14 protein-coding genes are annotated in these 14,234 nt (G+C 72.4%); 7 read left to right on the top strand and 7 right to left on the bottom strand.

Annotation, left to right across the window (positions count from 1 at the left end; translation table 11 throughout):
* Nucleotides 1-254: 254 nt before the first annotated feature.
* On the top strand, nucleotides 255-959 hold the full coding sequence (locus AB5J73_RS37085; RefSeq protein WP_370963475.1) for an MgtC/SapB family protein: 705 nt from the start codon (nucleotides 255-257) through the stop codon (nucleotides 957-959).
* A 51-nt stretch (nucleotides 960-1,010) separates the two neighbouring features.
* Here AB5J73_RS37085 and AB5J73_RS37080 read toward each other — a convergent pair whose 3' ends face one another.
* Nucleotides 1,011-3,842 carry an aconitate hydratase gene (locus AB5J73_RS37080; RefSeq protein WP_370963474.1) on the bottom strand — a complete coding sequence of 944 codons (2,832 nt, stop codon included), beginning with the start codon at nucleotides 3,840-3,842 and terminating at the stop codon, nucleotides 1,011-1,013.
* Between the two features lie 272 nt (nucleotides 3,843-4,114).
* On the opposite strand from AB5J73_RS37080, the gene AB5J73_RS37075 reads away from it, so the two are divergent.
* Nucleotides 4,115-5,482: an NlpC/P60 family protein gene (locus AB5J73_RS37075; RefSeq protein ID WP_370963473.1), complete on the top strand. Its 1,368-nt coding sequence runs from the start codon at nucleotides 4,115-4,117 to the stop codon at nucleotides 5,480-5,482.
* A 43-nt stretch (nucleotides 5,483-5,525) separates the two neighbouring features.
* Nucleotides 5,526-6,236, top strand: coding sequence for a cyclopropane-fatty-acyl-phospholipid synthase family protein (locus AB5J73_RS37070; RefSeq protein WP_370963472.1), 711 nt, complete (start codon nucleotides 5,526-5,528; stop codon nucleotides 6,234-6,236).
* On the opposite strand, the gene AB5J73_RS37065 is transcribed toward AB5J73_RS37070, so the two are convergent.
* Nucleotides 6,215-6,637, bottom strand: a complete 423-nt coding sequence (locus AB5J73_RS37065; protein ID WP_370963471.1) for a DUF1801 domain-containing protein — start codon at nucleotides 6,635-6,637, stop codon at nucleotides 6,215-6,217. The two genes, AB5J73_RS37070 and AB5J73_RS37065, sit on opposite strands and share 22 nt — an antisense overlap.
* A 27-nt stretch (nucleotides 6,638-6,664) precedes the next feature.
* Here AB5J73_RS37065 and AB5J73_RS37060 point away from each other — a divergent pair, with 27 nt between their 5' ends.
* The 4 genes from AB5J73_RS37060 to AB5J73_RS37045 all read left to right on the top strand — a co-directional run bounded on the left by AB5J73_RS37060 (nucleotide 6,665) and on the right by AB5J73_RS37045 (nucleotide 10,460).
* Complete coding sequence (locus AB5J73_RS37060; protein WP_370963470.1) at nucleotides 6,665-7,210, top strand: molybdenum cofactor guanylyltransferase; 546 nt, start codon at nucleotides 6,665-6,667, stop codon at nucleotides 7,208-7,210.
* A 170-nt stretch (nucleotides 7,211-7,380) separates the two neighbouring features.
* Nucleotides 7,381-8,454, top strand: coding sequence for an AAA family ATPase (locus AB5J73_RS37055; protein WP_370963469.1), 1,074 nt, complete (start codon nucleotides 7,381-7,383; stop codon nucleotides 8,452-8,454).
* A gap of 7 nt (nucleotides 8,455-8,461) precedes the next feature.
* The gene (locus AB5J73_RS37050) at nucleotides 8,462-9,406 is read left to right on the top strand and encodes a DUF58 domain-containing protein (RefSeq protein ID WP_370963468.1); all 945 of its coding nucleotides are present in this window, start codon (nucleotides 8,462-8,464) and stop codon (nucleotides 9,404-9,406) included.
* A 73-nt stretch (nucleotides 9,407-9,479) separates the two neighbouring features.
* A complete protein-coding gene (locus tag AB5J73_RS37045) occupies nucleotides 9,480-10,460 on the top strand; it encodes a VWA domain-containing protein (protein ID WP_370963467.1) in 981 nt (326 codons plus the stop codon).
* 1 nt (nucleotide 10,461) lies between these two features.
* Here AB5J73_RS37045 and AB5J73_RS37040 read toward each other — a convergent pair whose 3' ends face one another.
* Genes AB5J73_RS37040 through AB5J73_RS37020 form a run of 5 tightly spaced genes read right to left on the bottom strand, consistent with a single transcriptional unit; the run spans nucleotide 10,462 to nucleotide 14,231 of the window.
* On the bottom strand, nucleotides 10,462-10,971 hold the full coding sequence (locus AB5J73_RS37040) for a hypothetical protein (protein WP_370963466.1): 510 nt from the start codon (nucleotides 10,969-10,971) through the stop codon (nucleotides 10,462-10,464).
* Nucleotides 10,972-10,994: 23 nt separating this feature from the next.
* Complete coding sequence (locus AB5J73_RS37035; RefSeq protein ID WP_370963465.1) at nucleotides 10,995-11,456, bottom strand: tRNA (cytidine(34)-2'-O)-methyltransferase; 462 nt, start codon at nucleotides 11,454-11,456, stop codon at nucleotides 10,995-10,997.
* Nucleotides 11,457-11,459: 3 nt separating this feature from the next.
* Nucleotides 11,460-11,882 carry an acyl-CoA thioesterase gene (locus AB5J73_RS37030; protein WP_370963464.1) on the bottom strand — a complete coding sequence of 141 codons (423 nt, stop codon included), beginning with the start codon at nucleotides 11,880-11,882 and terminating at the stop codon, nucleotides 11,460-11,462.
* 16 nt (nucleotides 11,883-11,898) lie between these two features.
* A complete protein-coding gene (locus tag AB5J73_RS37025; RefSeq protein WP_370963463.1) occupies nucleotides 11,899-12,843 on the bottom strand; it encodes a TAXI family TRAP transporter solute-binding subunit in 945 nt (314 codons plus the stop codon).
* Nucleotides 12,840-14,231 (bottom strand): sensor histidine kinase, encoded by a 1,392-nt coding sequence (locus tag AB5J73_RS37020; protein WP_370963462.1) that lies wholly within the window; start codon nucleotides 14,229-14,231, stop codon nucleotides 12,840-12,842. Before AB5J73_RS37020 ends, AB5J73_RS37025 begins: the two co-directional genes overlap by 4 nt.
* Nucleotides 14,232-14,234: the final 3 nt, after the last annotated feature.

The raw sequence follows: 14,234 nt of genomic DNA, 5'->3' as shown, positions 1-14,234 counted from the left end.
CGCAGCGAACGTCGCCCCGGCCTTTTCGCGTCCGGTATCGTGGCGGAGCTTGATCGACACGAGTAGGGAAGCGAGGTGAGCGCGTCCGGTATCGTGGCGGAGCTTGATCGACACGAGTAGGGAAGCGAGGTGAGCGGCACATGCCAGCGGACAGTCATCGGACGGCCGGGCGCGCGCTCACCGGGGGTTTCCCGCTGGGCTGAACCCGGCCGCCCCTGTCCGGCAGTGCGCGCACGCCGGAAAAGAGCCGGATCATGACCATTTTCGAAATGCTGCTGCGCGTCGGCGCCGGGGTCGGCCTGGGTGCCGTCATCGGGGTCGAGCGCCAGTTCCGGGCCCGGCTGGCCGGGCTGCGCACCAACGCGCTGGTCGCCGTCGGGGCGACCCTCTTCGTGCTGCTGTCCGCGCACGGCTTCGGCGGGCTGGCGTCCAGCGGCGACGCCGACCCGACGCGGGTGGCCGCCCAGATCGTGTCGGGCATCGGGTTCCTCGGCGCCGGGGTCATCATGCGCGACGGCCTCAACGTCCGCGGCCTCAACACGGCCGCGACGCTGTGGTGCTCGGCCGCGGTCGGCGCGCTCGCGGGCGCCGGGCTGTACGCGGTCGCGGCGGCCGGGACCGCCGTCGTGGTCGGGGTGAACGTGGTGCTGCGGCCGCTCGGGCGCGCCGTCGACCGCCGCCCGGACGCCGGCGACGAGACGCCGACGAGGTACGCGTTCCAGGCCGTCACGCGCGACGCGACCGAGGCGCACGTGCGGGCGCTGCTCGTGCAGTCGCTGACCCGCACGGACTTCCGGCTGCTGTCGGTGCTGAGCACGGACCGCGAAGACCGCACGGTCGAGGTCCGCGCCGAGCTGGTCGGCGACCAGCGCGACGACGCCCAGATGGAGGCGGCGGTGTCGCGGCTTTCGCTGGAGCCGTCGGTGTCCAGCGTGCGCTGGGAAGCCGTGCCCGCATGAGAAAAGGCCTCCCCGCTCACCGAGCGGGGAGGCCTTTTCCGGGAAGAACCCTTACGCCTGCGTCATCTTCCGCAGCACGTACTGCAGGATGCCGCCGTTGCGGTAGTAGTCCGCCTCACCCGGGGTGTCGATGCGGACGTCCGCTTCGAACTCCACCTTCGTGCCGTCGGCCTTGGTGGCGGTGACGTGCACGGTGCGCGGGGTCTCGCCGTCGTTCAGCTTGGTGATGCCCGCGATGTCGAACGTCTCCGTGCCGTCGAGGCCGAGCGACGAGGCCGACTCGCCCTGCGGGAACTGCAGCGGGATGACGCCCATGCCGATCAGGTTCGAGCGGTGGATGCGCTCGAACGACTCGGTGATCACCGCGCGGACGCCCAGCAGCGAGGTGCCCTTGGCCGCCCAGTCGCGCGACGAGCCCGAGCCGTACTCCTTGCCGCCCAGCACGACCAGCGGGGTGCCCGCCGCCGCGTAGTTCTGGGCCGCGTCGTAGATGAACGCCTGCGGGGCGTCCTCCTGGGTGAAGTCGCGGGTGTAGCCGCCCTGCACGTCGTCCAGCAGCTGGTTGCGCAGCCGGATGTTCGCGAAGGTGCCGCGGATCATCACCTCGTGGTTGCCGCGCCGCGAGCCGTAGGAGTTGAAGTCCTTCTTCTCCACGCCGTGCTCGGTCAGGTACTGCGCGGCCGGGGTGCCCGGCTTGATCGCGCCGGCGGGGGAGATGTGGTCGGTGGTGACCGAGTCGCCCAGCTTCGCCAGCACGCGCGCGCCGGTGATGTCGGTGACCGCCGCCGGCTCCGGGGTCATGCCCTCGAAGTACGGGGGCTTCCGGACGTAGGTGGACTCGGCGTCCCACTCGAAGGTCTTGCCCTCCGGGGTGGGCAGCGACTTCCAGCGCTCGCCGCCGTCGAAGACGTCGGCGTAGTCCTTGGTGAACATCTCCTGCGTGATCGCGTAGTCGATGGTCTCCTGGATTTCCTTCGCCGTCGGCCAGATGTCCTTCAGGAAGACGTCGTTGCCGTCGGTGTCCTGGCCCAGCGGCTGGTTCGCGAAGTCGAAGTCCATCGTCCCGGCCAGCGCGTAGGCGATGACCAGCGGCGGCGACGCGAGGTAGTTCATCTTCACGTCGGGGTTGATCCGGCCTTCGAAGTTCCGGTTGCCCGAGAGCACCGAGACCGCGGTGAGGTCGTTCTCCTGGATCGCCGCGGAGATCTCGTCCGAGAGCGGGCCGGAGTTGCCGATGCACGTGGTGCAGCCGTAGCCGACCAGGTGGTAGCCCAGCTTCTCCAGGTACGGCCACAGGTTGGCCTTGGTGTAGTAGTCGGTGACGACCTGCGAGCCCGGCGCCATCGACGTCTTCACCCACGGCTTGACCGCGAGGCCCTTGTCCACGGCGTTGCGCGCGAGCAGCGCGGCGCCGAGCATGACCGACGGGTTCGAGGTGTTGGTGCACGAGGTGATCGAGGCGATCACCACGGCGCCGTGGTCGAGGACGAACTCGCCGCGGTCCGACGTGGAGACCTTGACCGGCTTGCTCGGCCGGCCCGACGCGCCGTTCGCGGCGGAGCTGGTGACCGGCGCGGCGTCGTCCTCGGCGAACGACAGCGACGGGGCGTCGCTGGCCGGGAAGGACTCCTCCGAAGCCTCGTCCATCTTGGTGTGCGGCGTGAGGTCCTCGCCGTCCACGTAGTCGTGGATCGACTTGCGGAACGACGACTTCGCGTCCGACAGCTCGATGCGGTCCTGCGGGCGCTTCGGGCCGGCGATCGACGGGACGACCGTCGAAAGGTCCAGCTCGAGGTACTCGGAGTAGGTCGCCTCGCGCGAGGAGTCGTGCCAGAGTCCCTGCTCCTTCGCGTAGGCCTCGACCAGCGCGACCTGCTCGGCCGAGCGGCCGGTCAGCTTGAGGTAGCGGACGGTCTCCTCGTCGATCGGGAAGATCGCCGCGGTGGAGCCGAACTCCGGGCTCATGTTGCCGATCGTGGCGCGGTTGGCCAACGGCACCGCGGCCACGCTCTCGCCGTAGAACTCGACGAACTTGCCGACCACGCCGTGGCGGCGCAGCATCTCGGTGATGGTGAGCACGACGTCGGTGGCGGTGACGCCGGCCGGGATCTCGCCGGTCAGCTTGAAGCCGACGACGCGCGGGATGAGCATCGAGACCGGCTGGCCCAGCATGGCGGCCTCGGCCTCGATGCCGCCGACGCCCCAGCCCAGCACGCCCAGGCCGTTGACCATGGTGGTGTGCGAGTCGGTGCCGACGCAGGAGTCGGGGTAGGCCTGGCCGTTGCGGCTCATCACCGTGCGCGCGAGGTGCTCGATGTTGACCTGGTGCACGATGCCGGTGCCCGGCGGGACGACCTTGAACTCGTCGAAGGCGCCCTGGCCCCAGCGCAGGAACTGGTAGCGCTCGCGGTTGCGCTCGTACTCGATCTCGACGTTGCGCTCGAAGGCGTCGGCGCGGCCGAAGACGTCGATGATGACCGAGTGGTCGATGACAAGCTCGGCGGGGGCGAGCGGGTTGACCTTGTCGGGGTCGCCGCCGAGGTCGGTGACCGCCTCGCGCATGGTGGCGAGGTCGACGACGCACGGCACGCCGGTGAAGTCCTGCATGATCACGCGGGCGGGCGTGAACTGGATCTCGATCGACGGGTCGGCGTTGGGGTCCCACGAGCCGAGCGCGCGGATGTGGTCGGCGGTGATGTTCGCGCCGTCCTCGGTGCGCAGCAGGTTTTCGAGCAGGATCTTCAGGCTGTAGGGCAGCCGCTCGGCGCCCTCGACCTTGTTCAGGCGGAACACCTCGTACGAGGCGTCGCCGACCTTCAGCGTGTCTTTGGCGCCGAAGCTGTCCTTGCTGGCAGGTGCGGTCACGTCTAACTCCAGTGGCATGGACTTCCGCGCCGGTGCGGCGGTCGAGTCCCGGGTCAGTTCGGTCGGTTCGGTGGTGGCGAGTCTTGCGCACCCCCACCGTAGGACCGGATTCGGGATGGCACACCTCGCGGTCCCTCAAACAGTACGCGCGTCCTGTTTAACGGGCAAGACGACACGCGGTGTGTGCTGCGCCATCCGTTGTCCGGGTCCCTCAATGAGGGGAATTGGTGCCTACGGTGTGTAAGTTTCCGGTGATGCTTGTGATAGTGGTGTGACTGCAGTGGCGCGCGATGTGCGCAGGTGAGCGGAGGTGGGCGGTCGTGGCGGGACGGCGTGGGGGTCCGGGGGTGCCGCGGGCCCGCCGTGGACTCACCGTGAGCGCGCTCACCTTGGTGATCTTGTTCGGCGCGGGCGGCACCGGCCTCGCGGCGCCCCCGCCGCCGCCGAACCCGAGCGACTCCGAGCTGAACAACAGCAAGGCCGACGCCAACGCGAAGGCCGGCGAGGTCGGCCGGCTGACCAACGAGCTGGCCCAGGCCGAGCAGAAGCTGTCGCAGCTGCAGGACGACGTCGAGCTCAAGCAGGAAGAGGCCAACAAGGCCCTGGTCGACCTGCAGTCCGCGCAGGACGCCGCGGCGCAGGCCGAGAACGACGCAAAAGCCGCCCGCACCGAGGCGGACGCGGCGGCCGCGGCGATCGAGAAGGCCCGCACCGACCTCAAGACGTTCGCCGCCGCGAGCTTCCAGCAGGGGAGCACGGTCGGCTCGCTCTCGGCGTACCTGAGCGCCGACAGTCCCAAGGACATGCTGGCCCGCGCGCAGCTGCTCGACGCCGTCGGCGGCGACCGGCTCAACGCCCTCGACCGGCTCCAGCAGGCGCAGACGGCCAAGTCGAACAAGGACTCCGCGGCCCGCAAGGCGGCGGAGATCGCGCAGCAGAAGCAGGATGCCGCCCGGCAGGCGAAGACCAGCGCGGACTCCGCGCAGGCCAGGGCGATCAGCGCGCAGGACAGCCAGGCCACGCAGAACACCCGGCTCGAGAAGAACAAGTCGGACGTCGAGCAGCAGCTCTACGCCGCCCAGGCCAAGGTCAACGGCCTGCAGGGCCAGCGCCAGCGCTACCAGGACTGGCTCGCCGAGAAGCAGCGCGAGGACGAGGAACGCGCCCGCCAGGCCGCGCTCGGCTCGTCCGGCGGCGGTGGCCGTCCGGCGAGCAAGCCGGCCGCGGGTCCGGCCGGGTCGTCGATCGAGGCGGTCATCGCCCGGGCGCTGTCCAAGGTCGGCCTGCCCTACGCGTGGGGCGGCGGCAACGCCGGCGGCCCGACGCGCGGCATCCGCGACGGCGGCGTCGCCGACCGCTACGGCGACTACAACAAGATCGGCTTCGACTGCTCCGGCCTGATGATCTACGCCTTCGCCGGGGTCAAGGGCCTGCCGCACTACAGCGGCTACCAGTACACGGCCGGGCGGCGGGTCCCGCTGTCGCAGATGCGCCGCGGCGACATGCTGTTCTGGGGCGGCGCGGGCGGCATCCACCACGTCGCGCTCTACCTCGGCGGCGGTCAGATGGTCGAGGCCCCGCAGTCCGGGCTCCGCGTCCGGATCGCGCCGGTGCGCTACGGCGGGATCATGCCGTACGCGACTCGCTTGATCGGCTGAAACTCGCTCGACGCCGTCCGCGGCGGTCGCCAGGATCGGCCGGGTGGACGACGAACTGAACGCGCTTCGGCGCTCGCGGATGCGCTGGAACACACCCCTGTCCGAGCCCCACGCCGAGCTGCTGCTCGACCGGATGGCCCTGGCCGCGGGACACCTCGTCGACCTCGGCTGCGGCTGGGGCGAGCTGCTGCTGCGGGCGGCCGCCCGGACGCCGGGCCTGCGCGCGACCGGGGTCGACACCGACGTGACCGGCCTGGACCGCGGCCGCGCCGCGGCGGCCGAGCGCGGGCTGGCGGTGGAATTCACCGAGTCGGACGCCGCGACCTGGGACGGGCCCGCCGAGCGGGCGTTCTGCATCGGCGCCGCGCACGCCTTCGGCTCGACCGAAGCCGCGCTGGCCGGGCTCGGCCGGGTGGTCCCGGCCGGCCGGGTGCTCTACGGCGACGGGTTCTGGGCCGCCCCGCCGAATCCGGCGGCGCTGGAGATCTTCGGGCCGGACACGCTGACGCTGCCGGAGCTGCTCGACGCCGCGGCCGCCGCCGGCTGGCGGGTGCTGCACGTCAGCACCGCCGACCAGCTCGAGTGGGACGACTTCGAATCGACGTCGAAGCTGGCCTGGCAGGAGTGGCTGCTGGCGAACCCGGCCGACCCGCGGGCGGCGCGGGTCCGGGACTGGCTCGACGAGCGGCAGCGGCAGTACGTCCGCGACTACCGGGGCGTGCTGGGCCTCGCCTACCTGGTGCTCGGCCGCTGAGGGCCGGCTTGCTCGCGCTTCAGCTTGCGCCAGCCCCCGGCCCGGTTGTTGGCGATGATCTGCCGGAACATCGCGGTGAGCGCGGGCGCGTTGATCGGTTCGCCCTCGCGGAAGGCGACGGTCCGCGCGGTCTTGTTGCCGTGCCCGGCGGTGATGATGCCTTCGGGGTCGGGGACGATGCCGCCGTCGTAGACGAAGACGTTGACGTGGTCTTTCGCCGCCAGCAGGGCGCAGACGTTGCCCTCGAGCACGAAGTAGGGCTGCCTCGTGCGCTTGATCGTCTCGACGACTTCGGGGTCCGCCGCGTGGACCAGTTCGCGGACTTCCCGGCAGATCGCCTGCTGCCAGTCCGGCAGGGCGTCGATGTAGGCGTCCACGCGCGGCTCGACGGTGTACGGCACGCGCCCAGTATGGGCTAGATTCCCCGGATGCGGTACGCGGGGATCGTGGTGGCCGGGGGTTCGGCGCGCAGACTGTCCGGTGTGGACAAGCCGGCCCTGTCGGTGGGCGGCAAGCCGCTGCTGGCCCGCGCGGTCCACGCCCTCGACGCCGCCGAACGCGTCATCGTGGTCGGGCCGCGGCGCGCCGGGTTCGACGTCGTGTGGACCCGTGAACCGGTCCCGGGCACCGGCCCGGTGGCGGCGCTGGCGGCGGGCCTCGCGTTCGTGCCCGAGGACGTCGAGGCGGTCGCGGTGCTGGCCGCCGACCTCCCGGGCGTCCGCCGGTCCACTGTGGACCGCCTGGTGGCGGCGATCGGCGACGGGGAAGGCGCGGTCCTGGTGGACGCGGCCGGCGCCCGCCAGTGGCTGCTGGGCGCGTGGCGGGTCGCGGCGCTGCGGGCGGCGTTGCCCGAGGAGGTCGAGAACGCGGCGCTGCGCCGGGTACTGGGCGGTCTGGCCGTCGCGGAGGTCCCGGCGGAACGGGGCGAAGCGGACGACATCGACACCCCCGAGGATCTCGAACGGCACCGGTGAAACCGGGAACCGGACCAGCTTCACAGATGTCACACCGGGGAAGGTGTTGGCTACTGATGGGGCAACCCGTGCGTCCGCGTGCCGGACGGACGAACGACCGGGGGACGCAGTACGGTCGCACCGCGTGATCACCGTCGCGGGGGCGGCGCACGAACTTTCGAGGAGGCAGAGTGACCGAGCCCGGCTACGCCGAGGGCGGGAACGGGCAGCAGCCCGCGACGCCGGCCCGGGACGCCCAGTTGCTGGAGCGGACCGTGTTCGAGGTCAAGCGGATCATCGTCGGCCAGGACCGCCTGGTCGAGCGGATGCTGGTCGGCCTGCTGGCCAAGGGCCACCTGCTGCTCGAAGGCGTGCCCGGCGTGGCGAAGACCCTCGCCGTCGAGACGTTCGCGCGGGTCGTCGGCGGGTCGTTCTCCCGCGTCCAGTTCACGCCCGACCTGGTGCCCGCCGACATCCTCGGCACCCGGATCTACCGCCAGGGCGCCGAGCGGTTCGACGTCGAGCTCGGCCCGGTCGTGGCGAACTTCGTGCTCGCGGACGAGATCAACCGCGCGCCCGCCAAGGTCCAGTCCGCGATGCTCGAGGTGATGGCCGAGCGGCACGTGTCGATCGGCGGGCAGACGTTCCCGATGCCCGACCCGTTCCTCGTGCTGGCCACCCAGAACCCGATCGAGAACGAGGGCGTGTACCCGCTGCCCGAGGCGCAGCGCGACCGGTTCCTGTTCAAGATCCAGGTCGAGTACCCCTCCGCCGAGGAGGAGCGCGAGATCATCTACCGGATGGGCGTCACGCCGCCGACCCCGCACGAGGTGCTCAGCCCCGGCGAGCTGGTCCGGCTGCAGGGCGTCGCGTCGCAGGTGTTCGTGCACCACGCGCTGGTCGACTACGTCGTGCGGCTCGTGCTGACCACCCGGACGCCGAACGAGCACGGCCTCGCCGACGTCGCGGGCTGGGTGTCCTACGGCGCTTCGCCGCGCGCGAGCCTCGGCATCATCGCCGCCGCCCGGGCGCTGGCCCTGGTCCGCGGCCGCGACTACGTACTGCCGCAGGACGTCGTCGACGTCGTGCCGGACGTGCTGCGCCACCGGCTCGTGCTGTCCTACGACGCGCTGGCCGACGGCGTGCCGATCGACCACATCATCACGCGCGTGCTGCAGACCGTGCCGTTGCCGCAGGTCTCGGCCCGGCCGCAGGGCGGGGCCGGCCAGGGTGGCCCGGTCCCGGCGGGCGCGCCGGTCAGGTAACCCGGCGATGGCGAAGAACGAGAAGGACGTCCGTCCTTCGTGGGCGCCGCCGGTGCTGCGCGGCGACCGGATGGAGGCCGGGCTCCGGACCTTGGAGCTCGACGTCCGCCGCCGGCTCGACGGGCTGCTGCAGGGCAACCACCTCGGCCTGGTGCCGGGGCCGGGCTCGGAGCCCGGCGAGGCCCGCCCGTACCAGCCCGGCGACGACGTGCGCCGGATGGACTGGGCGGTCACCGCGCGCACCACGACCCCGCACATCCGCGAGACCGTGGCCGACCGCGAGCTGGAGACGTGGGTCGTCGCCGACCTGTCGGCGAGCCTCGACTTCGGCACGGCGCTGTGCGAGAAGCGCGACCTGGTGGTCTGCGCCGTCGCGGCGGTCGCGCACCTCACCGGGGGCGGCGGCAACCGGATCGGCGCGCTGATCTCCACCGGCGCCGACACCACCCGCATCCCGGCCCGCGGCGGGCTGGCGCACGCGCGCGGGCTGGTGCGGAAGCTGGCCGAAACGCCACGCGCGGCCGAGGGCACGCGCGGCGACTTCGCCCAGGCGCTGGAGGCGCTGCGCCGGCCGCCGCGCCGCCGTGGCCTGGCCGTGGTGATCTCCGACTTCCTGGGCGACAGCTCGTGGGAGCGGCCGCTGCGGGCGCTGGGCGGGCGCCACGAACTGATCGCGATCGAAGTCCTCGACCCGCGCGACGTCGACCTGCCCGAGGTGGGCACCGTCGTGCTGGCCGACCCGGAGACAGGGAAACAGCGCGAAGTGCACGCTTCGGCCTTGCTGCGCAAGGAGTTCGGGGCCGCGGCCCACGCCCACCGCCAGCGCGTGGCGGCCGGCCTGCGGCGCGCGGGTGCGGCGCACCTGACGCTGCGCACGGACGCCGACTGGATCGCCGACATGGTGCGGTTCGTCGTCGCCCGCAAGCGCCGCTGGTCCGGGGGTGTGGCGTGAGGGAGCTTGCGACCGGACCGTTCGACACCGCGTTTCCGGCTCGGACGGCACTGAGCGCCGGCGAGGTGCGCGCATGAGTTTGACGGGCTTCACCGCGCCCTGGTGGTTCCTGCTGCTGATCGCCGTCGCCGCGGTCGCCGTCGGGTACGTGCTCGCCCAGCGGGCGCGCCGGAAGCGGACCATGCGGTTCGCCAACCTGGACCTCCTCGAGAAGGTCGCGCCGAAGAGCCAGGGCTGGGTCCGGCACGTGCCGGCGGTGCTGATCGTGCTGTCGCTGCTGCTGCTCACCGTCGCGCTGGCCGGGCCGACCGCCGAGCAGAAGGTGCCGCGCAACCGGGCCACCGTGATGCTGGTGATCGACGTGTCGCTGTCGATGGAGGCCACCGACGTCGCCCCGACACGGCTGAAGGCGGCTCAGGACGCGGCGACCCAGTTCGCGCAGAACATGACCCCGGGGATCAACCTGGGCCTGATCTCGTTCGCGGGCACGGCGACGGTGCTGGTCAACCCGACCACCGACCGCAACGGCGTGATCAAGGCGATCGAGAACCTGAAACTGGCGCAGTCCACGGCCACCGGCGAGGGCATCTTCGCGGCCCTGCAGTCGGTGGAGAGCTTCTCCAGCGTCGTCGGCGGGGCCGACGGACCGCCGCCCGCCCGGATAGTGCTGATGTCGGACGGCAAGCAGACGGTGCCGGAGGACCTGTACGCGGCGCGCGGCGGCTACACGGCGGCGCAGGCGGCGAAGCAGGCCGGCGTCCCGATCTCGTCGATCTCGTTCGGCACCACGCACGGCTCGGTCGACATCGACGGCAAGGCCCAGCCGGTGAGCGTCGACGACGAGTCGCTGCGCGAGATCGCGCGGCTGTCGGGTGGCGACTTCTACAAGGCGGCCAGCGCCGAGGAGCTGAAGAAGGTCTACGCGGACCTCGGCGAGCAGATCGGCTACGAGATCAAGGACGCCGACGCGAGCAAGCCGTGGGTGGTCGTGGGCACGCTGATCCTGATGATCGGCGCGGCGGCCAGCCTGTTCTTCGGGCAGAGACTCCCGTGACTCAGGCTCGGCGGACGCCGTAGAGGCTTCCGCCGAGCAGGGTCACCCCGGAGAGGACGCCGCTGACGAACGGAACCCACTCCGCAGCGCTTCCCAGCAGCGCGAGACCGACGACGCCGAACACGGTCAGGACCGCGCCGACCACCAGGATCGAGCGGGTCTTCCACGCCCAGGCGAGCGCGGCGAAGTGGAGGCCGACGATCGTGGCGATCCAGGCGACGTTCGCCTCCACCGGCGCTTCCAGCAGGGTCAGCACGAAGAACCCGGCGACCAGCAGCACGACCTCGCCGATGACGACGACCCGGTAGCTCGGCCCGAACACCGGCCGGTCGTCGAGCGTCGGCCGCCCGCCCGCGCGCAGGCCGAGGATCACCACGGCCGCGAGCGCGAGGACGGCGAGGGCGCGCAGCACCCAGCCGATCGCCGCGGGAAGCGGGGCACCGGAGTTGACCAGGACGAACACGGTGCCGAACGCGGCGCCGATGAGCGCCCCCAGGAACTGCTGTCGCATCCGGCGAACCTACCGGACGGCGATCAAGTACCCGCGAAGCCGTTCTGCCGCCAGGCTTCGTAGACCGTGATCGCCGCGGTGTTGGCCAGGTTCAGCGACCGGCTGGTCGGCAGCATCGGCAGCCGCACGCGGTCGGTCACCTCGGGGGCTTCCTGGACGTCCGCGGGCAGTCCCACCGATTCCGGGCCGAACATCAGCACGTCGCCCGGCCCGTACGCCACGTCCGTGTAGAGCCGCGTGGCCGACGCGCTGAACGCGTACACCTTCGCCGGCAGCAGCACTTCCCAAGCGGCGGCGAGCGAAGCGTGGACGTGCACCCGGGCCAGGTCGTGGTAGTCGAGCCCCGCCCGGCGCAACTGCTTGTCCGCCAACGTGAACCCGAGCGGCTCGACCAGGTGCAGCTCGCAGCCGGTGTTGGCGGCCAAGCGGATCGCGTTGCCCGTGTTCGGCGGGATTTCGGGGTGGTAGAAGAGAACGCGGAACACGGCTCAGCCCTCGAGCAGGGCCGCGTAGACCTTGCGGACCGCGTCCGGTGGCGGGGTCGGCCGCAGCGTCGCGGGATCGATGAACACGTACCGGAGGGTCGCCGCCTGCACGAGCGTGTCGCCGCGGTGGATCTCGAAGTCGAAGATCAGCGACGTCGTGCCGAGGTGGTTCAGGTACTGCGAAACGACGAGTTCCTCGTCGTAGCGCGCGGGTGCGCGGAACTTCAGGTTCGCTTCGGCGACCACGACGTCGATGCGGTGCGCGAGGAACTCTTCGTGCGAACCGAACAGCGCCTTCTCCGCCTCGAACGCGCACATGTCCACATAGGCCAGGTAGTGGGCGTTGAAGACGATGCCCTGGCCGTCGCACTCGTGGTAGCGCACGCGCAGCGGCATCTCGACGATCGGTCGGCGGGGTTCGGTCACGAGCCCAATCTAGCGGTCAGCCGTGCAGCGCCCGGTACGCGGCCGCCGCACCCGGCTGCAGGGGGACCGGCTGCGTGCCGATCAGCGTCCGCACGTCGAGGAACTGCGTCCCGACGGCCTCGGCGGGCACCAGCGCGGTGGCCCGTTCGACGAGCAGCCGGACCACCGCCGCGGCGACGTCGCCGGGCAGGGCGGGGGAGCAGACCAGCAGGTTCGCGACGCCGATCGTGCCCAGCGCGCCGACGCCGCGGTACGCGCCGTCGGGCACCTGGACCTGGTCGTACACCGGGCCGTACGCGGCGCGCAGCGCGGGCACCACCGAATCCAGGGGCAGCAGCGCGATCGGGGTGGTGCGGGTGAGCTCGGCGAGCTTGGGTGTCGGCACGCCACCGGACCACAGCATGGCGTCGATCCGGCGGCCGGCCAGCGCGCGGACGGCGTCGTCGAACAGCAGGTGCCGGGCGTCGACCGCGACCCCGGCCTTGGCGAACAGGCGCTCGCCGAGCTGGGCCGCGCCGGAGCCGCCCGCGCCCAGCGACACCGGACGGCCGGCGAGGTCGGCCAGGCGGCGGACCGGCCCGTCGGCGCGCACGACGAGCTGCAGGTAGTTCTCGTAGACCCGGCCGAGCGCGAGCAGCGGCACCTTCGCGTCGAACGGCGGGCCGCCGTTCATCGCCGTCTGGGCGACGTCGGTGAGCGCCAGGCCGAGGTCGGCTTGCCCGCGGCGGACGAGGTCGACGTTGGCGACGCTCGCTTCGGTCGGCACCGCGGTGGCGTGCAGCAGCGGTTCCGCGCGGCTGAGCTCGGCCGCGAGGAGTTCGGCGAAGGCGAGGTAGAACCCGCCGCGCTCGCCGGCCGCGATGGTGACCGTCCGCTCCGCGCCGCGGTACCCGGCCGTCGAACACCCGGCCAGTGCGAGCCCGAGGCCGCCGAGCAGGGCGGTGCGCCGCGTGGTGGTCATGGCCCCTCCTGCAGCGGCAGCGTGACGCGGGCTTCCAGGCCGTGGGGGAGCGCCTGGCGCAGTTCCAGTACCCCGCCGCGGGTGCGCACCTGCTGGTGCGCGATGGCCAGCCCGAGGCCGGTGCCGCGCGGGGCGCCTTCGCCGCCGGCGCGCCAGAACCGTTCGGTGGCCCGTGCGCGGTCCTCAGTGGACAGTCCGGGGCCGTCGTCGCGGACGACGAGGGTCGCGGTCTCCGCACCGGCTTCCCAGTCCGTCGTGATCTTCGCGCCGCGGCCGGCGTAGTGGACGGCGTTGTCGAGCAGCACGTCGAGGATCTGCGCGAGCTCGCCTTCCGGGCAGCGGACGGTGACCGGCTCGTCGTGGCCCGGCGGGGGCACGAGGGCCGAACCGGCGTCCTCGGCGGCCGGGCGCCAGGCGTCGACGCGCTCGGCGAGCACGGACGCGAGGTCGCACGCCTCGTCCGCGCCCCCGGCCGCGACCCGGGTCGCGGTGCTCTCGGCGAGCGCGAGGGCCAGCAGCCCGTCGAGGAGCTTCTCGAGGCGTTCGACTTCGGCGACGGTGGCCCGGTAGGTGGCGCCGTCGCCGTCGACCTGGTGGGCCAGCGAGTCGACGCGCAGCCGCAGCGCGGCCATCGGGTTCCGCAGCTGGTGCGAGGCGTCGGCGACCAGCCGGTGCTGCTGGTCGGCGGCTTCGAGGACCGCTTCGGACATCCGGTTGACCTCGGCGGCGAGCGACCGCAGCTCACGTGGGCCGGCCTTCTCCGGTACGTGCGCGCGGTGCCCGGCGGCGACGGCGAGCACGCCGGTCTCCAGCTCGTGCAGCGGCCGCACCATCCACCGGGCGAGCACCACCGCCAGCAGCACGAACACCACCGCGACCAGCAGCGCCCCGGCGCCGATGGTGCCCCAGCGGGTGGCGACGTCCGCGGCCGCCGCCGTCACCGACGCGCGCAGCACGACCACGCCGGAGACCCGGGTACCGGTGCCGACCGGGCGGGCGAAGTAGGCCGGTTCGGCCGACCACGGGGAAAGGCCGTCGACGCGCGGCGCCGGTTCGTTGCGCATGGTCGCCTCCACCAGCGCGTGCACCGCCGGGTCGGCCGCGGTCAGCCCGCCCGCCTGCACCAGCGGGACGCGCCGGGCGTCGACGATCACCACGCCTTCGCCGTAGAGGTCGGCGTAACGGGCGGCGTCCGCCGCGAGGGCTGCCGGGTCGCGGGTGTCGACGGCCTGCTGGGCCAGCACGACGAACCGGTCGACGTCGGCGGTGCGGGAGATGACCAGCTGCTGGGTGCGCTGGTCGGCGGTGGCGGTCAGCAGCGGCACGGCGAACGCGGCGACCACCGCGAGCGCGAGGGCCACCAGGACCACCAGCAGCCGGGCGCGCACGGC

It is taken from the genome of Amycolatopsis sp. cg9, from assembly GCF_041346945.1.
GTDB lineage: Bacteria > Actinomycetota > Actinomycetes > Mycobacteriales > Pseudonocardiaceae > Amycolatopsis.
Note: the sequence above shows the minus strand (reverse complement) of the source record. Positions and strands in the feature narration are given on the sequence as shown.